Below are 18,472 nucleotides of genomic sequence, written 5' to 3' on the forward strand. Positions count from 1 at the left end.
TATTTACGGTGGACAGCCTACGCGGCTCACGTCGGTTCGTGTGGTTGTCGTTCGCTATCGACTCGGCGTGCCCAGATGTCTGCGCCGCAGGGACCACATCTGGTTCGCTCGTTCCAGGTCAAGTCCGCGATCCCAGTCCGTGTCCCCCACGGGAGACTGCAGGCGCATGGCGCGCGCCGTGTAGCGGGCCAATTCCGGATCGCTGGCAGGGGCCAACGCGAGCTCGCGGGCTCGGGTCAGCACGCCCTCTGACGGGAGTGCCTCCCAGGCCAGTCCGAGTTCCGCAGCACGCGAGCCGCTGATAGACTCACCGAACATCGTCATCGCGTTGCCGGCTTCGCGTGCGCTGGTGCGGGCCAGTAGCGCGCCGTGTCCACCACCTTGGTGTAGCCCGATCGCCAGGAAGCCCGAGGTGAGTCGGGCGTCGACTGCCACTACCCGCAGGTCGGTGGCGAGCGCCAGATTCATTCCAGCTCCCACGGCGCCGCCACGAACCGCCGCGACGGTGGGTGGCTTGAGTTCACCCACACGTTTGAAGGAGCGGTAGATGACGGCCATGGCTTCGTACATGTCGGTGTCGGCTGGCCGTTCGCCGGCACGAGCAAGCGTGGCCCGCTCTGCACCCGCGCAGAAGTAGTCTCCGGCACCAACAACCACGACGGCCCCGACACTGGGGTCGGCATCCACGGTGTCGCAAGCCGCGATGAGTTCCCTCGACATCGCTACGGTCAAGGCGTTGCGACGCTCCGGGGCGTTCAGAGTGATCGTGGCGAGACCGTCTACAACGTGCAGGTCGACCTCGCTCACGTCGACTGACCTAACCCGAGCTCGCGCCTGACTTCCTCGGAGTGTTCGCCAAGGAGAGGTGGCGGCGCAAGGGGTGGGAGAACCTGGTCCTCGGCGCGCGACCCGAACTTGATGGGTATCGCAGGGATCTGGGCTGGCTCGCCAAAAAGCTCGGTGCCGCGCAGTACCCCGTTTGCGGCCGCATGCTCACTGGCCAGGGCGTCCCCTACCCCGAGCACGGGTGCGAAGGGGATCTCGGCCGCCTCGAACAGCGGGATCCATTCGGACATGTCCCTAGTGGCCATCTTCTCGGCGATCGCAACCCGCTCGTACTGGAACTCGGGTCCCTCGCCGTTCTCCATCGACGACGACCAGTCGCCCCGTTCCTTCCATTCCGCAGGGAGGCCCAGGATGTCGCAGAAGCTCTGCCAGAAGCGCTGCTCGGTGGGTGCGCAGAGCATGATCCGGCGATCGCGTGTGTAGTACAGGCTGTATCGGGAGCCGATGTCGCTGTAGTCGAACCACGGTTCGCCCGTGTTGGCGAGCATTGTGAGGTCCCGCCAGTTCCACCACATGGCCGCGCCCCAAAGCGAAACGCTCAGGTACTGCGGTTCCCGGTGACCGTGGTCGCGTCGCCGTGCGGCCGCGAGGACGCCCAGCGCTGCGAAAACCCCGCCCAGACTGGTTCCGGCTGTGCGCCATCCGCTGCGGGTCGAGGGTTGCAGGTCGCCGTCCTCGGTTGGCACGAGTCCAGCCAGAGCGTCGATGGTTTGCCCGTGTGCCGTGTAGTCCTTCCAGGGGCCGTGATCGCCGAACCCGGAAAGTGATACGTAGATCAGTTCGGGATTCGCGCGAGACATGGTCTCGAAGTCCATGCCCCGCTTGCGCGCGTCCTTGGGCCTGGCGCCCACGAGCACGGCGTCTGCCCAAGACGCGCAGGCGCTGATGATTTGGTCCCATTCGCCAGATCGTCGGTCGACGGTGAGGCTGCGAGCGCCGGCATTGAGCGCCACGTGCATCATTCCTGCGCCGCGGATCAACGGAACGTTGCCGCGGTTGCCGTCGCCGGAGCGAGGGTTTTCCACCTTCACTATCTCGGCGCCGAGTTCGTGCAGGAGGTGCGAGGCCAGGGGTCCGGACAGGTGTGTCGAGAAGTCGACGACTCGGAGGGGGCGTGGGTCAGTGCTCATGGTCGTGCCCTTCTTCCTTGGGGGTTGGCGGCAGCGGCGTCTCGAGAAACTCAAGGAGCGTTCGCGTGAACTCATCGGGCACCTCGCGCGGGATGTAGTGACCGGCCTCAATCCGGGCGAGGTGACCGTCGGGCAGCGCCTGAAGCATCCGGGAGGCGATGGATTCGTCCAGGAAGGGGCTGCGCGTCCCCCACATGATCAGGGTCGGAGCAGTGATGTGCTCACACATCTTCCACAGGTACGCGTTCTCGCGGCGCCCTGCGCTTCCGGTGATCCAGAACAGGTCAGGGTCTGCCCGGAACACCAGCTTGCCGGCCCAGTTTCGACGCAGTTGGTGTTCGACGTGCAGGTCGATGAACACCGATTGCCACTCCGGGTGAAGACGCTCGTAGTGTGCGCGTGCCGCTTCCTGGTCTCGGAATCCGCGAACGTCATGGGTTGAGGCGACGATGTCGCGTGAGAACGCGCCGCCTTGGGCGGCCACCTCGGGACCGGTGTCCGACAGCACCAACCGGTTGACGAGGTCGGGATGCTCGCCTGCGTATGCGATGCATACCCGTGCGCCGAGGGAGTGGCCCACGAGGTCGACACGGAGAAGACCGAGATGGTGAAGGAGGGCGTCGAGGTCGGCCACGAACGAGCTGATGTTGTAACCGTCTGGGGCCCAGTCGCTCAGTCCATGGCCGCGCAGGTCCAGAGCAATGACGCGACGATGGGCGGCAAGTTGTTCAGCGATGGGGTCCCAGGTGTGGGCTTGGACGTTGATGCCATGAACGAGGACAACGGTGTCCGCCGCCGCGGAGTTCCACTCCAGATAGTGCAACCGCAGTTCGCCATTGGTGTAGAAGCGGCTGGAGGGCGTCGAGGGTCTGCTCACCGGGAACTCACCACCTGCTGGGCGAGGAGTTCTTGCAGACGACCGGGTGCGGCCCCGATTTCTGCAAAGAGTGCTTCGAGGCTGGTCTCACGAGCGCTGGCGTGCAATCGCCGGCCGGACCAGGTCACGGGGAAGGGGACGTGTGTGCCGTCCTCGGCTGGTCTGATCGCTCCGCGTTCGAGAAGGTGTGGGTCGCGGGCGACTTCGGCGGCTGTGCGGACCAGGGAGATGGGAACTCCGCGAGGTTCCAAGTGTGCGATCAGCTCGTGAGCGGGGCGTTGCGAGATGGCGTGGCCGATGGAGGTGCGGAGGTGCTGCCGATGCGCGCCTCGCCCGCTATGGGTGTCGAAGGGTGGTGCGGCAAGTTCTGGACGGTCGAGCGCGTGGCAGAGCGCGGTCCAGAAGTGGTCTTCGATGGCAGCTAGGGCGACGTGGCGTCCGTCGGCGGTGGGAAATACTCCCGCTCCGGCTGAGTAGGCCACGAGATCTTCGGGGACCGGCTCGGATCCGTCGAGAAGGTAGCGACCCCATCGCGGGAGCCCGAACTGCAGGAGTGACTCCTGCATGGAGACGTCAAGATGGACGGCCTCGTTGGCCGGCTCTTTGGTGCGGGAGAGGACGGCCGCTACGACGGAGAGCGCAGCGAACATGGATGCGCTGAGGTCGGCGACGGGCAGGTAGGGCGTCGGGGGGGTCTCACCCATGGCGAGCACGCCGGCGAAGGCGCCTCCGGAGGCTTCGATGTTGCCGTCGTGGGCCGGGAGGGAGTGGCTGGGGCCGTCTTGCCCGTAACCGGAGATGGAGCAGTAGATCACCGTCGGGTTGCGGCGGGAGGCGGCCTGGAAGCCGATGCCCAGGCGGTCGGCCACGCCGGGGCGGAAGCCTTCCAGGACTACGTCGGCGCTTGCGATGAAGTCCAGCGCGGCGTCGAGTCCCTCCGGGGTCTTGAGGTCGATGCGGACGCTGCGCTTGCCCTTGGCAAGGTACGGGGCCAGGCCGGGCAGCAGCTGGTGTGCGGGGTCACCGGTTGGCGGGTGAATGCAGACGACGTCCGCGCCCAGGTCAGCCAGGAGACGGCTGGCGTAGGGGGACGGGAGCAGCAGACCGAAGTCGATGACGCGTAGGCCGGCAAGAGGTGCACTCTCCACTAACTCACCGTAACATGCGCATAGTTCGACGGGAAAGCGTGATCAGTTCGAGCTGAGTGCGGGCCGGCCTATGGCATGCGTCTCAAAACTGGTCTAATATGCGCATAGTTAGCAGTGAAGAGGAGCGCACGCATTCATGGACTTTGCACCGGACGCCGACCTAGAGGAACTGCGCGCTGCCGTAGCAGCCCACAGCGCCAAGTTCACCGACGACTACTGGGCCGAGAAGGACGTCAACCACGAGTTCCCCGACGAGTTCCTGGAGGCGATGGCCCGGGCCGGCTTCCTCGGCATCGCTCTGCCTGAGGAGTACGGCGGCGGCGGCCTCGGGGTCACGGCCGCCGCCATCATGATGCAGGCGATCGCCGAGTCTGGTGGCGGCCTGAGCGCCTGTAGCGCCGTACACATGCCGGTCTTCGGACTCCTGCCCCTGGTCAAGCACGGCTCGGAAGAACTCAAGCGACGCTTCCTGCCCCGAGCCGCGGAAGGGAAGCTTCGGGTCTCGTTCGCGGTCACCGAGCCCACCGCCGGACTCGACACGTCCCGAATCAGCACCACCGCACGCAAGGTCGACGGCGGCTGGCTTCTGAATGGTCAAAAGATGTGGATCTCCGGCGCGCAAGGCGCCGAGCGGCTGCTGGTCATCGCACGCACCACACCTCGAGACGAGTGCGCCAGGCCCACCGACGGCATGACCCTCTTCTTCGCAGAGAAGAACCCGGCGAACGTCGAGGTGCAGGAGATCCCGAAGATCGGCCGTCACGCGGTCGACTCCAACATGGTCTACTTCGACGACCTGTTCGTTCCAGACAGCGACGTCGTGGGAGAGGTGGGGCGAGGATTCCGATGCCTCCTCGACGGACTCAACGGCGAGCGCATTCTGGTCGCAGCGGAATGCTTGGGCATCGGACGCCTGGCCCTTCGACGGGCTGTGGACTACGCCAACGAACGGATCGTCTTCGACCGACCCATCGGCAAGAACCAGGGCGTCCAGTTCCCCTTGGCCCAGTCGTTGGCCGAGCTCGACGCTGCAGAGCTCGTCATGCGCAAGGCAGCCTGGCTGTACGACCACGGGAAGCCCGCAGGCCGCGAAGCGAACTCAGCCAAGCTGCTGTGCTCGAACGCCGGATTCGCGGCAGCAGACCGAGCGCTGCAAGTCCACGGAGGCATGGGCTACGCGCAGGAGTACCACGTGGGCCGCTACTGGCACGAGGTCCGGCTTCTGCGCATCACGCCCGTGTCGAACGAACTCGTCCTGGCCTACTTGGGCGAGCACGTCCTTGGCCTACCCAAGTCGTACTGACGCGAGGAGAACAGCACATGCCCGGCCTGTACTACGAAGAGTTCGAGATCGGCAAGGTCATCACCCACACCTTGTCGCGGACAGTGACCGAAACCGACAACCTGTTGTTCACCTCGCTCTGCATGAACAACTCGCCGCTACACCTGTCCGAGAAGTTCTGCCAGGACCAAACCATCTGGGGTCAGCGGCTGGTGACCAGCGCCTTCACCATCGGGCTCGTCATGGGGATGAGCGTCGCCGACACCGTCGAGGGCACCTCGCTGGGCAACCTCGGCATCGACGGCATCACCTTCCCGAACCCAGTCTTCATCGGCGACACCATCCGGGCAGAGAGCGTCATCACCAACCGACGCCGATCCGCATCAAGACCGAAGACCGGGATCGTCACGTTCGTGCATCGCGGGTTCAACCAGAAGGACCAACAAGTCATCGAGATCACGCGCAAGGGCCTCTCCATGTGCCTGTACGAGAACGACGACGAAGCCCAGCGCGGGACACCGCGTGCCTAGCTACACCGCCCTTGACTTCGACCTGACCACGGTCCTTCACCCCGGCGACCGAGTTCTCGTGTCCCAGGGGGTCTGTGAACCGGTCGGATTGACCGCGGCACTGCGCGAGCAACGCGCCCAGCTCCCCGAAGTCAGCGTCTTCGTCGGGTTCAGTCTCACCGGACTCTTCGACACGGAGATGGCCCAGTCGGTGCCGCTGTCCTCCTACGGTGCCATGGGCAGCCTTGCCGGCGTCCACGACGCAGGATTGCTCGACGTGATCCCCTGCAACTACTCCGACTTGCCGGGCCTGATCCGCGATGGCGCGGTCGGCGCCGACGTCGTCATGGTTCAGGTGACCCCTCCGGAGGAGAACGGTGACTGCTTCACCGGCATCTCAATGGACTTCACCGTGGACGCGATCCGGAACGCCAGGGTGGTCCTGGCAGAGATCAACGACCGGCTGCCCAGGTCGCCGCACTCGGTGACGATCCCTTACGAACGACTCACCGTCGCGGGCTCAGTGTCACGTCCGCTGATCGAGGTACCCACCACCGCGCCAACCGACGTGGACACCGCCATCGCACGAGAGGTCGCCAACCTCATCCCGGACGGTGCGACGGTGCAACTCGGCATCGGCTCGACCGTCACCGCGCTGGGTCGCTTGCTCACCGACCGTCGAGACCTGCGAGTGCACTCGGCACTGGTGGGCGACTGGCTGCTCGACCTGGTGGATGCAGGAGCCATCACGACCGCCGACGGCCCCAGCATCGTCACCGGCGCAGCCATGGGGAGCCTCGACCTTTACGAGTTCGTCGCCCACGACCCCCGCGTGGAGTTGCGGCGCATCGAACAAATGCAGCGACCCGAGGTCCTGGCAGCTCTGTCCGGCTTCGTCGCCGTCAACTCAGCGCTGCAAGTGGACCTCGCCGGCCAGGTCAACGCCGAAATGCTCGGCGATCGCCGCGTCTCAGCACTCGGCGGACATACCGAGTTCCTTCGCGGAGCGCAGACCTCGCCCGGCGGCACCAGCATCGTGGCCCTCCCAGCCACAGCCGGCAAGCAACGTGCTTCTCGGATCGTCAAGTGTCTGGACTCCGGGTGGGTGACGACACCGCAAGCCACGATCGACGTCGTCGTCACAGAGAACGGCGTCGCCCACCTTCGCGGCACTTCGCTACGCCACCGCCGCGCCTTGCTCGCAGCCATCGCCGACCCTGCCCACCACGACCTCCTCAACATGTGACCACGATGAGCCACGAAGGAATCCCGATGACAAGCACGCCGGCAGCCCTCGAAGGCGTTCGAATTCTTGACCTCACCCGACACATGTCAGGGCCCTACGGCACCGCAATGCTGTCCGACTACGGCGCCGACGTCATCAAGGTCGAGTCTGCTGGATCCGGCGACCCCAGCCGCAGCACCGGTCACGCATACCACGGCGACGAGAACGCGCTGTTCTTGATGTGGAACCGGGGCAAGCGAAGCATTGCCCTGAACCTGCACAACCCCGAAGCCATCGAGGTCGTGCACAAGCTCGCCGCAGAGAGCGACGTGTTCGTCGAGAACTATCGTCCCGGCGTGGCCGAACGCATGGGGTTGGGCTACGAGGACCTGAGGAAGATCAACCCCGGGCTGATCTACATCTCGGTCTCCGGGTTCGGCCGCGGCCCCTTGGAGGAATGGCCAGCAACCGACCCTGTCGTCCAGGCAATGTCCGGAGTCATGTCGGTCACGGGTGAGGTCGACGGCCCACCCATCCTCGTAGGTGTCCCGATCGCCGACTTCGCCGGCGCACAGGGCGTCATCCAGAGCGCCCTCTTGGGGCTGATCGCCCGAGGACGGACCGGGGTAGGCCAGTACATCGAGGTGTCGATGCTTCACGTCCTCATGTCGGCCCTTACCACTCGCCTGGCGCTCCACTGGGCGACGGGAGAGGTGCCCGAACGCCTGGGCGGTGCGCACAGCGCGGTCGCGCCCTACAACGTCTTCAAGACGCTCGACGGATACATGGTGGCGGGCGTCTGGGGAGCTGGTGAGGCATGGCCGAGCTTCTGTGCCGCCCTCGGCGTACCGGAGCTGGTCGACGACGAGCGTTTCAAGACGAACAAGTCGCGCGTGGACCACCGCGACGTACTTGTTCCGCTCATTGAGGCCATCACCTCCGCCCGGCCGACTGCCTACTGGCAGGGCGTGTTCCGCGAGCACCATGTCCTGTTCGGGCCAGTGTTGGACTTCCCGTCACTGCTCAGCCACGAGCACGTCAAGCACGCCGGCATCGTGAGCTCCGTCGAGCACACCTCGGCAGGCACCATCCCTCAGCTGGCGCCTGTGTTGAAGATGTCCGCAACGCCCGGCGCCATCAAGCGCCCGCCGCCGAGACTCGGCGAGCACACGGCCGAGATCCTTGCGGGGCTTGGGTACGAGGACGGGGACATTGCTCGCCTGCTCGACGGGGGCGTCGCCAGGACACCTACAGACACGGGTGTCTGGGGTGAGTGAGCGAGGAGCCGCCGTGGACTCGACGGGGCGAGAGGTGACCACTGGCTGCGGTCTGGACGTTGGTGACTCACCGCGGCCCAGGTCGGTGACCGCTCGCAACAAGGGCCGCTGGCTCGCGAGTGCTCCGGCTGTGTATTCGCCGCGATCGGGGCAGTACGAGCCCGTTGGACGGTTGCACGCTCGGATCGACAGCGACCCGTTGACGGCGTGCGGTCGCCTCGCGGTGACGTGGCGTGTTTACTGGACCGACCAGTTCAACGCCGCCCATCCCTCGTCCTGCCGCGAATGCGCCGAGGTAGTGAACCGGGGTTGAGACGCTCGTAGGGCGTGGGCCCGATCAACTGGGTGCCGGCGGTGGCCTTAGGCGCGGCCCACGCGTCCGCCGGCCAATCAACAGTCGCGCGGGAGGGTCTCGGTGCGGCCCAGATGCTTGGTTCTCGGTCGAGGCGCTGACCAGCGTCGGGAAACTCTGGTGCTCGGGTCTGTCGGCCCCGTCCGATTCCTCATTCGCGGTCGCCTGCGGGAAGCGGTACCGCGGCCGTCCACACGCTCGTGTTGCCGGTGAGCAGTCGCTGAGCCAGCTGGTGGTTGGCCTGGCTGACGGAGATGAACTCTGACGACCAAGCGAGAGCGGGCTTGGTGAACTCGTGCAGCGGATACTCCAGCGTGGTTCCAATGGCCCCGTGAACCTGGTGGGTCTTGCGTACCACAGCCGACACCGCATGCCCGGTGACTGACTTCGCGACCAGCACGCGAAGTGCGAGTTCGTCAGAGGTGTGGCCGGGACTGGCGATCAGACCCACGGCCGACTCGGTGGCTGCACGCGCGAGGGCGCACTCACAGGCGGCGTCCGCCAGCAGGTGCTGTACAGCCTGGAACTTCGCGAGCGGACGACCGAACTGGTAACGGTCTCTTGCGAACTCGGCCGACATCTCGATCGCCTGCTCCATGGCGCCAACCATCTGAATGGAGCGCGCGAGCGCGCCGCGTAGACGGTACTCGGCGACGACAGACTCATCGACACGTGTTCGTTGCAGTGAGAAGGTGTCGATGATGACGGTGTCGCGCGGTTGGCCGGCCAGGTCCCATGCCGGTCTGATCGACAGGTGGCGGGCTGGCGCATCGGCGACGTACCAGCCTTCATCGTCTCGGCCGAGCACGACAACGCCGTCAACGAACCGTGCCCAAGGCACGCGGGCTGCCTCGTTGCTGCCCTCCAGAAGCGCTACCGTCCGGGTGCCCTCTCGATCTCCGGTGTCACCGATGGCCAGGAGCCAATGCCCGAGAAGGTCATTCTCGGCAAGCGGCAGGGGCGCTGCCGCCTTGGCTGCGGCTCGTAGGAGGGCGGCAGCTTCCAACCACGTGGCGTCCGCCTCGGTGGTGAGTCGCGTGAGGCCCAGCTCATCCAGGGTGCCCCACAAGGCAGGGTCTGCTTCGAGTTTGACGCCTGGCTCTGTCCGGGATGCGCGCCAGTCACCCATGACCCGGTTGAACAGGCCGACGAGCTCGGGGTCCACCGACAAGTCTTGAACGCTCAACGCAACCCCAGTTCCCGTGCGATCACGCCACGCAGAATCTCGTTCGTGCCACCACGAAGGGTGAAGCTGGGCCGGCTCAGGAGAGCGCGTTCGACGGACACCCGTCGTACGTCCTCGTCGCCCGCCTGCGGCTCCAGCAGGTTCGCGGCATATTCGGTGATGTCCGCCTCGGTGAGGGTGCCGAGGTGCTTGACTACACCAGCCGCTGCGTCTGGGCTTCCGTGGTTCGCAAGTGCGCCCGCGACGCCGAGGGACATGTGGTGAAGGGCCGTGATGCGGGCGAAGAGGTGACCGAATTGTCCGTCCGGAGACAGCTCGCCCGCGCGGAAGGCGGCCAGCAGGTCTTCGAGGAGCAAAAGTACGGAAAGGAATCGTTCGGGGCCGCTCCGTTCGTACCCGAGCTCGGACGTCACTTGGTGCCACCCCTCTCCGACTTGCCCCAGAACCATGCTGTCGGGAACGTGGACGGAATCAAAGTGCACCTCGTTGAAGTGGTGTTCTCCGTTCAGAGACAGGATAGGGCGGACGGTCACCCCCTCGGCGTGAAGGTCGATGATCAGCTGGCTCAAGCCAGAATGGCGGTGGGTGACGTCGAGCGGCGAGGTGCGGACGAGGCAGATGGCGTAGTCCGCGCGATGCGCATGCGACGTCCAAATCTTGGTGCCGGTGACTCTCCAACCGTCGGCTGCGCGTACTGCCTTGGTTTGAACGCTGGCAAGATCCGAGCCGGCGTCGGGTTCGCTCATGCCGATGGCGAACGCGATGTCGGCATTTGCGATGCGGGGTAGGAAGTCTCGCTTATGCATTTCGGTGCCGAACCGCAGCAGGGAGGGGGCTACCTGGCGGTCCGAGAACCAGTGAGCCGTCACGGGCGCTCCGGCGGCGAGCAGCTCTTCGGTGACTACGAACCGGTCGAGAAAGGACCCTCCGTGGCCTCCGTACTCGGTCGGAATCGTCATGCCCACCCAGCCGCGCTTTGCCAACCGGCGCGAGAAGTCGCTGTCCCAGGACGTCATCCACGAGTCGATGGCAGGCCGGAACGACCCGTTTCGCAATTCCTCAGCGATGAAGGCACGCACCTCGCCGCGAAGGGCTTGCAACTGTTGGCTCTCGCGGAGGGGCGCGACGTGGAGCGAGTCAAGTCCGGGCACGTGCTAAATAGTCGCATAGTTTGGCACTGCGCTCAATCGACCCCGGGTATCCCCGCGACGATCGGCTTCGGGATCCAGCGTGCGGGCCCGCAAGGAGCACTGGTGACGTCAGGGCGTGCTCAGTCGTCCGCCAAGGCAGTGGACGTCGCTCACGTGCGTCCGCTGCGGTACTTCGCAACAAGTTCCCGCGTACTACCTGCGCGCATGCATCAAACCCCTGCGGGCCGGCGTTCTCGTAGCGCAGCTCCCAAATCAAGTGCCATGTCACCGCGGGCTGTCCGTCTCGGCATCTCACGACTCGTTGCTTGATGCAATCTGCTTCGCCAGCTCGCAGGGCGGGACGGACACTCGGAGCCCTGCCCGCAGGTTGGCGCTTGGACCGGATGTCGGGAATACGACGGGTCGGGGACCGGCGAGGCGTCGCAACATCTTCTAATGATTAAGATGAAATTTAGGAGAGTCGGTGCTTAGTCGCTCTGGATCGGAGCGGCAATGGCCGTGTCGCGGTTGAATCGGTTTAGCCGGCGCGGGGCCGGTTCGAAGGCGGCCCCGGCTTCTCAAAGGCGGCCGGTTGGCCTTGGGGTGACCCTGGCGACCACCGGCCCCGGGGTAGTTGTGGTCTTCGTCAGCGCCACGGCTGTTACCGTCGCGATCCCTGCGGTGTCGAAGGACCTCGGGGCAAGCGCTGCGCAGAGCTCTTGGGTGCTGCTCTCATACCTGCTCACGTGTACCTGCCTGATTCTGCCATTTGGTCGCATGGCCGACCTGTTTGACAGGCGAACGCTCTATCTCGGCGGCATGGGGGTCTTCGCGGTGGCGACCGTCGGATGTGCACTGTCGCCGACGATCGAGGTGCTCTTGGCTGCTCGAGCGCTGCAGGAAATCGGGGCTGCAGTGATTATCACCAGCACTACCCCGACCATCTCGGACATGCTTCCCTCATCGACACTCGCCCGTGGACTCGGGTGGAACGCCGCGACTGCTGCTGGGGCGCAAGCGGTGGGCCCGATCTTCGGCGGAATAGTGACCAGCACGCTTGGCTGGCGGTACATCTTCGTTGCCGCCGTCCCGCTGTGCGTTGTTGGCGCTTGCATGGCGATGCGGTTCATGAGCCCCCCTCAAATCTGTCAAAGGAGCGGTTCGATCTCGTCGGGGCGCTCTTCGCGTCGATTGCCGTTGGGTGCCTCGCCTTGTTGGCTTCGCCCGGGTCGGTCGAGCTGCCGGGTCCCCTTCGCTCGTGGGAAGTCCCATTCCTTGTCCTGGTGACTGCGGTAGTCGGTGGGGGTTTCTTATGGCACCAGTGGCGGGACCCCGTGCCGCTCGTGGATCCGCGGCTGCTGCTTGGTGTGCGTGGGCGCCTGTTCCTATCCGTTTTCTTGCATGCGGCTGCGCCTAATGGCGTCGTGGCGCTCGTGGCGGTCACAATGCAGGCGACGGGTGACCACGGCCCGGTGAGGGTAGGTCTTTGGTTGCTGCCGCTGACGATTGGGACGGTGGCGTCCGCTGCAGCGGTTGGCGCCCTCCCCGTGCACGTTAGGCCTACGGTACCGATCGTCGCCGGCCTGGCATTGGTCGCCGCCGGTGCGGCGGCGGTCGCAGCAGACTTCGAGTGGGGCGGAGCAAACGGCGGATACCTCTGGTTTGCTCTCTTTCTGGTGGGCATCGGTACAGGTCTTTTCATGACTCCTGGTACGACCATGCTGATGCTGACGGCGCGAGAAGGACAGCGCGGCGCCGTCAATGGGATCCGGTCATCAGCACAAAATGCTGGATCCCTGATTGGTACTGCCGTTGCGCTCACCCTGGCGATCTCACAGGTGCCTGCCGGCGAGATCGCCTCCGCGTTCAACGGGTCGCTGGGCGAAGCCGGCCCAAGAGCGGTTCGAGCGCTTCATGCCGGGGCCGCGCTATCCGCTCTTGTGCTGGCAGGCCTCGCGGTGCTGGCATGCGCGCTTTGTTGGGGAGTCCGCCTGAGCGGGCGCACGACCCCGGCCAGGCCCGGCCGCTCTGTTGGCACGGCTTGACCAGGGCCGCCTAGACCTGCCCTAGCGAGGATCCGTGGACCGACGGGCGGACATGAACGCGCTGATCAGATCACGAGTATGCGTCGAGGAGAACAACTCGCGAATGGACGCCAGCTCCAGGTCGGGACCGAATGAAGTGCCGGCTACTGCAACACACTGCCGGATCGCCTCGACCGCAGGCCGAGGCTGTGAGGCAACGATCTCCGCCCAGGAGTGCGCTTCCGCTCCTGGGTCTGTGCAGAGCCGTCCCAGCCCCCATTCGGCCGCGGTGGCCGCGTCGATGCGACGTCCGCTGAGCATCAGATCAAGAGCGCGCTGTCTGCCCACTGCTTTCGTCAGTCTCTGGGTACCTCCGGCGCCCGGGAGGAGACCGAGGGATACCTCAGGAAGAGCGAGTGTGGCTTTGTGGCCGAGGAACCGAATGTCGCAAGCCAGTGCGAGCTCGAGACCGCCCCCAAGTGCGGCACCATCGATGCACGCAACTGTGGGGCAGGGGAAGGACTCGATCTGGTCCATCAGGCGGCGCACGTTGTGCAAGTAGTTGCCAAACTCGTCGGCAGTGGCCCCTTCAAAGAAGCGAAGGTCACCTCCGGCACCGAAGAAGGTCGGCGATGCGGAGCGGATGATCAGGACTCCAACCGCTTCCCCTGCGGCGCGATCGACATGTTCGCCGACCCCCTCGATCAGAGACTCGCTGAGCGCGTTGACCGGCGGACTGTCCATTGTTAGGACCGCGACTCCTTCCCGGATGGTCAACCGGGAAGGAGTCGCGTCGAGCTCGCGTGAGGATTCGGTCATGACATCGTCAGGCCGCCGCTGCACGAGATGGTCTGGCCGGTGATGTACCCAGCCGGCTCACTCGCGAGGAACCGGACAGCGGGCGCCACGTCTGACGGGAGTCCGAGGCGGCGCATCGGGACGGCGTTCACCATCGCGTTGAGCGTCCGATCGGCCTTCTCGCCCGATCCCATCAGATCGCGGAACAGCGGGGTGTCGGTTGGTCCGGGGCACACGTTGTTAGCCGAGATCCCATATCGAGCGAACTCGCGGGCGATGGTCTTTGTGAAGGCGATGACGCCTCCCTTGGCTCCCGAGTAGACGGCCTCCAGGGAGGATCCAACTCTCCCCGCGTCGGATGCCACGTTCACGACGCGCCCCCAGCGCGCCTCGACCATGGCCGGCAGCGTGGCGCGGAGGACGCGGATCGGTCCGTGCAGGTTGATATCAACGACCTTCTGGCTGAATGCCTCGTCCGTGTCGAGGAACGGCATCAGGTTGTCCCAGCCGGCGACGTTGGCCACGATCGTCGGGGAGTCGGCCACGGCGCCGATGGCCGCGAGGCCGGCCGCGATCGACTCCGCGCTCGTGACGTCGAAGGCGATGCCAAGCCCATCAAATTCCGCTGCGACCTGCTGCGCTGCATCTAGGGACAGGTCAGCGACCACGACGAAGTGCCCGTCGGCCGCCAGTTCGCGGCACACCTCGACACCGATTCCTCCAGCCCCCCCGGTCACCAGTGCCGTGCGGCGGTCAGTCATCTGCACTCCCTTGGTAGATTATGATGATCATAAGATAGCGCCCTTGTCAGGCGCATGGGAACCTCCTAGCGTAGAATCATAATCATCACGAGGAATGGAGTGAGATGACGAACACCGAGCTCGACGTTCTCTACGACGTCCAAGGCGCAGTCGCGACCATCACCATCAACAGGCCCAGCCGGTTGAATGCCTTCACCCCTGACACCGTGCGTCGACTCACGAACGCGGTTGAGGAGGCAGGAAAGGACGGCCGTGTCGGCGTGATCGTGCTGACTGGTGCCGGTGACCGCGCGTTCTCGGCCGGTGGGGACGTCAGCGTCGAGGACGAGCAGACGTTCACTGGCGGCGACGACGCGTCGGCGGCGTTCGACGAGGTTATGAAGGATCTCTACCGAGCCTTTCGCGACGGTCTCAAGCCCGTCATTGCCAGGGTCGACGGCTACGCCATCGGCGGCGGGCACCACCTCGCCTACATGTGCGACTTCACTATTGCCTCCGATCGCTCGACCTTCGGCCAAAACGGCCCCCGGGTGGGAAGTCCGGCAGAAGGCTGGCTCGTCAGTCACCTCTGGATGGTCGTCGGCATGAAGCGGGCCAAAGAGATCTGGATGCTGTGTCGCCGTTACAGCGCCGCCCAGGCCGAGCAGTGGGGTCTCATCAACGCCGCGGTCGCTCCTGAGAAGTTGGACGAAGAAGTCGCTCGATGGTGCGACGAGCTGCTGGCGCTCAGCCCCACCGTGCTCAAGCTCGTCAAGAAGTCGTTCGACGACTCCTGGGCGCACGTGCGAGAGGCACAGGACAGCCACCGACTGCTGCACGAGGTGAATCCGCAGTTCTTCGCGTCCGGCGAGCAAACTGAAGGGGCGAGCGCCTTCATGGAGAAGCGCACCCCAGACTTCTCGGCATGGCGATGAGCATGCGGTTCGACCAGCCTGTATCACCTCGGGTGGTGAGTCTTGGAGCTTGAGCCGACCGCACGCGAGAACGCGTTTCGCGTAAAGGTCCGAGAGTGGCTGCAGACCAACGCCCCGACGGAGACCTTCGAGGCGATGGAGACACCCCGCGGTCTGAGCCAGCATCTCGATTGGGAACGAACCTTGCACGGCGCGGGCTACTCGGCGCCGCACTGGCCCACCGCATACGGCGGGGGAGGGCTGAGCCCGTTGATGCAGGCAATCTTCCAAGAGGAATACATCCGGTCTGGAGCGCCCAAGCGTCTCAACCGGATGGGTCTTGGTCTGATCGGTCCGACCCTGATCGCGCTAGGCACAGACGAGCAGAAGAGCAGATGGCTCGGCCGGATCCTCACGTGCGAGGACATCTGGTGCCAGGGATTCTCGGAGCGAGAGTCTGGATCGGACCTCGCCTCAGTTCGGACGATCGGACGAGTTGAAGCAGATGGCCTCGTAATCAACGGTCACAAGCTGTGGACGTCGCTCGCAGTATTCGCGAACTGGATGTTCGCGCTGGTGCGTACCGACGAGCACAGCCGGCGGCACGACGGCCTCTCGTTTGTGTTAGTCCCACTTGACGCAGAAGGCGTGACAGTCAAGCCAATGCGCCAACTCCACGGTGAGCTCGGGTTCGCGGAGGTCTTCTTCGATGATGTCTTCGTCCCCAGAGATCACGTAATCGGCGCAGTGGGTGAGGGATGGGCCGTCGCACTGAAGGCGCTGACGTTCGAGCGGTCGAACGGGCTGGCCGATCACATCCGCTTTAGTCGGAGCGTGCGCTCGTTGATTGAACTGAGCCACTACGAGCAGGCGTTTGAGGAACCCGCCCTGCGCGAGCGGTTGGTGCAGTCCTACGTGGAGACCGAAGTCTTCGGCTGGTACATGCAGCACACCGTGACTCGTGATCAGGACGCGCCCGCGCACCGTGCCGAAGCGAACATGATCAAGCTGTTCTGGACCGAGATGGACGCTGCCATCCAGGAGTGCGTTCGCGACGTTCTCGGTAGTTCGGCGGACCTGCTCGACGAAGCGTTGGGGGCGCGGCAAGGCGCGGTGCGCGACTACTGGCACGCCCGCGCCGCGATGATCTTCGCCGGCGCCAACGAGGTACAGCGCAACCAAATCGCCGAGCGTGGCCTCGGCCTTCCACGGGGATGAGTGCACATGAGGGTTGACCTGACGCCGGCGCAGCGAGAGATCGCATACGGCGCCCGGGAGTTCTTCGAGGCCGAGTACGACGTCGAGAGACTTCGGCTCGATTGGGAGAGCAACGGCCGGGTCGATGAGGCAGCGTGGCGGAAACTGGCGTCCATGGGGTTCTTCGGGCTGCCGGTCCCCGAGCGCGACGGCGGGCTGGGGCAAGGCGTTGTCGAGCTAGCGCTGGTGGTTGAAGAGTCCGGCCGGGCAGCCTATTCGGCTCCCCTTCTGGAGACGCTGGCCGCCGTCCCAACCCTCGTCGATGCGGGACCGTCGGCTGACATGTGGCTTGAGTCGATTGTCGCGGGCGACCGTTGCGCGGTCGTGGCGCTGCCCGGCCAGCGGCACGCCGCCGGGTTCGACCGCCCCGCCTGGGTGCTGGCCGGATCTGACAACTCCCTGTCCATCATCGACGCAAAGTCAGTCCCACAACAGCGGCTCGCGAGCATCGACGCCGCCAGACCGATCTTCGCCCTACCGGACTCGTCAGCTGAGGCGACCCGTCTCGCCGGATCAGACGCGGCTGCTCGTCTCGAAGCGACGGTGTTAACCTTAACCGCCGCCTATCTTCTGGGTCTCAGCGCACGCTTGCTTGAGCTGACGGTTCTCTACACTGAGCAGCGCTTCCAGTTCGGCCGGGCGATCGGATCCTTCCAGGCCGTCAAGCACAAGTTGGCCGATGTGGCGACCGGAGTGGAATTGGCCCGCCCGAGCATGTGGGTAGCGGCGCACCGCATCGACCGCAACGACCCGCAAGCGCCGCTCTCGGCGCTGGTTGCGAAGGCCTTTGCCACACGAATCGCTCGGCTCGCGAACGAGGCCGCGCTGCAGTGTCACGGGGCAATGGGTTTCACCATGGAGTTCGACCTGCACATGTGGCTCAAGAGAGGCAAGGTTATGGAGCAATTCTATGGCGCGCCGACAGCCGTGACCTCTCGAATCGCGGCCGAACTGCTGGCGACGCCCTCCGCCGACCTGGGGGTGCGGCCGTGAACGCGACTCCGCCGGGAGTCCGGCTCGAGCGCCTTGGGGCAGTGGCCGTGATCACCTTGGATGACGCCCCGCACCGCAATGCCATCACCCTTGAGCTGGCCGCATCGATCGACCAGGTCATGACCGAGCTCGAGGCAGATGACACCATCTCGGCCGTGGTCGTGACGGGAGCAGGGTCGGCCTTCTGCGCCGGCGCCGATCTCGACGTCCTGCTGCGAGGAGACTTGTCTGAGTATCGGCGTCTTTATGACGCGTTCCTGAGGTTGAGCCGCAGCAGCCTGCTCACCATCGCGGCTGTCAACGGGGCCGCGACCGGAGCGGGGTTCAACTTGGCCCTGTGCTGCGACCTTCGCGTTGTCAGCCCGAAGGCTAGGTTCATCGCCAGGTTCCTCGAGATCGGACTTCACCCTGGCGGCAGCCACACGTGGATGCTGCAGCGCGCCGTCGGTGCTCAGCTCGCGAAGGCGCTCGTGCTTTGCGGCGAGGAACTGGACGGCCAGCGCAGCGTTGATGCCGGTCTGGCTATCGCCTGTGTCGAGCCAGAAGAACTGGTGCGGACGGCTGTGGACCTGGGCGCTCGCGCTGGGTCTGTTCCCCGCGAGCTTCTGATTCGGACCAAGGCGACGATGGCACTCGGGGAGCACTGCGAGTCGCAAGACGAAGCGGTGGAGATGGAAGCTCGGGCCCAGCTTTGGTCGACGACGCTGCCCTACTTCCGCGATCGGGTTGCTGCCATGCGCGCGCGCATCCACGGGAGATCCTGATGCCTGTATCGCAAGACCTT

Annotated in this window: 18 protein-coding genes; 10 read left to right on the forward strand and 8 right to left on the reverse strand. The window is 65.3% G+C overall.

Annotation, left to right across the window (positions count from 1 at the left end):
• Window positions 1-54: 54 nt before the first annotated feature.
• From ACYQ0U_RS20555 to ACYQ0U_RS20570, 4 genes are read right to left on the reverse strand one after another with little or no spacing between them, the layout of a single operon-like run.
• Entirely contained in the window at window positions 55-807 is a 753-nt protein-coding gene (locus ACYQ0U_RS20555; protein ID WP_459975749.1) for an enoyl-CoA hydratase-related protein, read from the reverse strand.
• On the reverse strand, window positions 804-1,976 hold the full coding sequence (locus ACYQ0U_RS20560; RefSeq protein ID WP_459975750.1) for a CaiB/BaiF CoA transferase family protein: 1,173 nt from the start codon (window positions 1,974-1,976) through the stop codon (window positions 804-806). Before ACYQ0U_RS20560 ends, ACYQ0U_RS20555 begins: the two co-directional genes overlap by 4 nt.
• Window positions 1,966-2,853: an alpha/beta fold hydrolase gene (locus ACYQ0U_RS20565; RefSeq protein WP_459975751.1), complete on the reverse strand. Its 888-nt coding sequence runs from the start codon at window positions 2,851-2,853 to the stop codon at window positions 1,966-1,968. The genes ACYQ0U_RS20560 and ACYQ0U_RS20565 overlap by 11 nt, the downstream gene beginning before the upstream one ends.
• Entirely contained in the window at window positions 2,850-4,001 is a 1,152-nt protein-coding gene (locus tag ACYQ0U_RS20570; RefSeq protein WP_459975752.1) for a CaiB/BaiF CoA transferase family protein, read from the reverse strand. Before ACYQ0U_RS20570 ends, ACYQ0U_RS20565 begins: the two co-directional genes overlap by 4 nt.
• Window positions 4,002-4,137: 136 nt before the next feature.
• Between ACYQ0U_RS20570 and ACYQ0U_RS20575 the strand changes: the two genes are divergently transcribed.
• Genes ACYQ0U_RS20575 through ACYQ0U_RS20590 form a run of 4 tightly spaced genes read left to right on the forward strand, consistent with a single transcriptional unit; the run spans window position 4,138 to window position 8,294 of the window.
• A complete protein-coding gene (locus tag ACYQ0U_RS20575) occupies window positions 4,138-5,304 on the forward strand; it encodes an acyl-CoA dehydrogenase family protein (RefSeq protein ID WP_459975753.1) in 1,167 nt (388 codons plus the stop codon).
• 17 nt (window positions 5,305-5,321) lie between these two features.
• On the forward strand, window positions 5,322-5,813 hold the full coding sequence (locus ACYQ0U_RS20580; protein WP_459975754.1) for a MaoC family dehydratase: 492 nt from the start codon (window positions 5,322-5,324) through the stop codon (window positions 5,811-5,813).
• Entirely contained in the window at window positions 5,806-7,038 is a 1,233-nt protein-coding gene (locus tag ACYQ0U_RS20585; RefSeq protein WP_459975755.1) for an acetyl-CoA hydrolase/transferase family protein, read from the forward strand. Before ACYQ0U_RS20580 ends, ACYQ0U_RS20585 begins: the two co-directional genes overlap by 8 nt.
• Before the next feature lie 5 nt (window positions 7,039-7,043).
• Window positions 7,044-8,294, forward strand: a complete 1,251-nt coding sequence (locus ACYQ0U_RS20590) for a CaiB/BaiF CoA transferase family protein (RefSeq protein WP_459975767.1) — start codon at window positions 7,044-7,046, stop codon at window positions 8,292-8,294.
• Window positions 8,295-8,797: 503 nt separating this feature from the next.
• Here ACYQ0U_RS20590 and ACYQ0U_RS20595 read toward each other — a convergent pair.
• Window positions 8,798-9,811, reverse strand: coding sequence for an acyl-CoA dehydrogenase family protein (locus ACYQ0U_RS20595; protein ID WP_459975756.1), 1,014 nt, complete (start codon window positions 9,809-9,811; stop codon window positions 8,798-8,800).
• 17 nt (window positions 9,812-9,828) lie between these two features.
• On the reverse strand, window positions 9,829-10,983 hold the full coding sequence (locus ACYQ0U_RS20600; RefSeq protein WP_459975757.1) for an acyl-CoA dehydrogenase family protein: 1,155 nt from the start codon (window positions 10,981-10,983) through the stop codon (window positions 9,829-9,831).
• Between the two features lie 492 nt (window positions 10,984-11,475).
• On the opposite strand from ACYQ0U_RS20600, the gene ACYQ0U_RS20605 reads away from it, so the two are divergent.
• Window positions 11,476-12,249, forward strand: a complete 774-nt coding sequence (locus ACYQ0U_RS20605; protein WP_459975758.1) for an MFS transporter — start codon at window positions 11,476-11,478, stop codon at window positions 12,247-12,249.
• A gap of 56 nt (window positions 12,250-12,305) precedes the next feature.
• The gene (locus ACYQ0U_RS20610; RefSeq protein ID WP_459975759.1) at window positions 12,306-13,007 is read left to right on the forward strand and encodes an MFS transporter; all 702 of its coding nucleotides are present in this window, start codon (window positions 12,306-12,308) and stop codon (window positions 13,005-13,007) included.
• Window positions 13,008-13,028: 21 nt separating this feature from the next.
• On the opposite strand, the gene ACYQ0U_RS20615 is transcribed toward ACYQ0U_RS20610, so the two are convergent.
• Both ACYQ0U_RS20615 and ACYQ0U_RS20620 read right to left on the reverse strand, forming a co-directional pair.
• Window positions 13,029-13,805 carry an enoyl-CoA hydratase/isomerase family protein gene (locus tag ACYQ0U_RS20615; RefSeq protein ID WP_459975760.1) on the reverse strand — a complete coding sequence of 259 codons (777 nt, stop codon included), beginning with the start codon at window positions 13,803-13,805 and terminating at the stop codon, window positions 13,029-13,031.
• Window positions 13,802-14,545 carry an SDR family NAD(P)-dependent oxidoreductase gene (locus ACYQ0U_RS20620; protein ID WP_459975761.1) on the reverse strand — a complete coding sequence of 248 codons (744 nt, stop codon included), beginning with the start codon at window positions 14,543-14,545 and terminating at the stop codon, window positions 13,802-13,804. The genes ACYQ0U_RS20615 and ACYQ0U_RS20620 overlap by 4 nt, the downstream gene beginning before the upstream one ends.
• 104 nt (window positions 14,546-14,649) lie before the next feature.
• On the opposite strand from ACYQ0U_RS20620, the gene ACYQ0U_RS20625 reads away from it, so the two are divergent.
• From ACYQ0U_RS20625 to ACYQ0U_RS20640, 4 genes are read left to right on the forward strand one after another with little or no spacing between them, the layout of a single operon-like run.
• A complete protein-coding gene (locus ACYQ0U_RS20625; protein WP_459975762.1) occupies window positions 14,650-15,459 on the forward strand; it encodes an enoyl-CoA hydratase-related protein in 810 nt (269 codons plus the stop codon).
• 42 nt (window positions 15,460-15,501) lie between these two features.
• Window positions 15,502-16,656 carry an acyl-CoA dehydrogenase family protein gene (locus tag ACYQ0U_RS20630; protein ID WP_459975763.1) on the forward strand — a complete coding sequence of 385 codons (1,155 nt, stop codon included), beginning with the start codon at window positions 15,502-15,504 and terminating at the stop codon, window positions 16,654-16,656.
• A 6-nt stretch (window positions 16,657-16,662) separates the two neighbouring features.
• Entirely contained in the window at window positions 16,663-17,688 is a 1,026-nt protein-coding gene (locus tag ACYQ0U_RS20635) for an acyl-CoA dehydrogenase family protein (RefSeq protein WP_459975764.1), read from the forward strand.
• 41 nt (window positions 17,689-17,729) lie between these two features.
• Window positions 17,730-18,452 carry an enoyl-CoA hydratase-related protein gene (locus ACYQ0U_RS20640; RefSeq protein WP_459975765.1) on the forward strand — a complete coding sequence of 241 codons (723 nt, stop codon included), beginning with the start codon at window positions 17,730-17,732 and terminating at the stop codon, window positions 18,450-18,452.
• The last annotated feature ends 20 nt before the right edge of the window (window positions 18,453-18,472 follow it).

It is taken from the genome of Nocardioides pyridinolyticus (assembly GCF_054653575.1).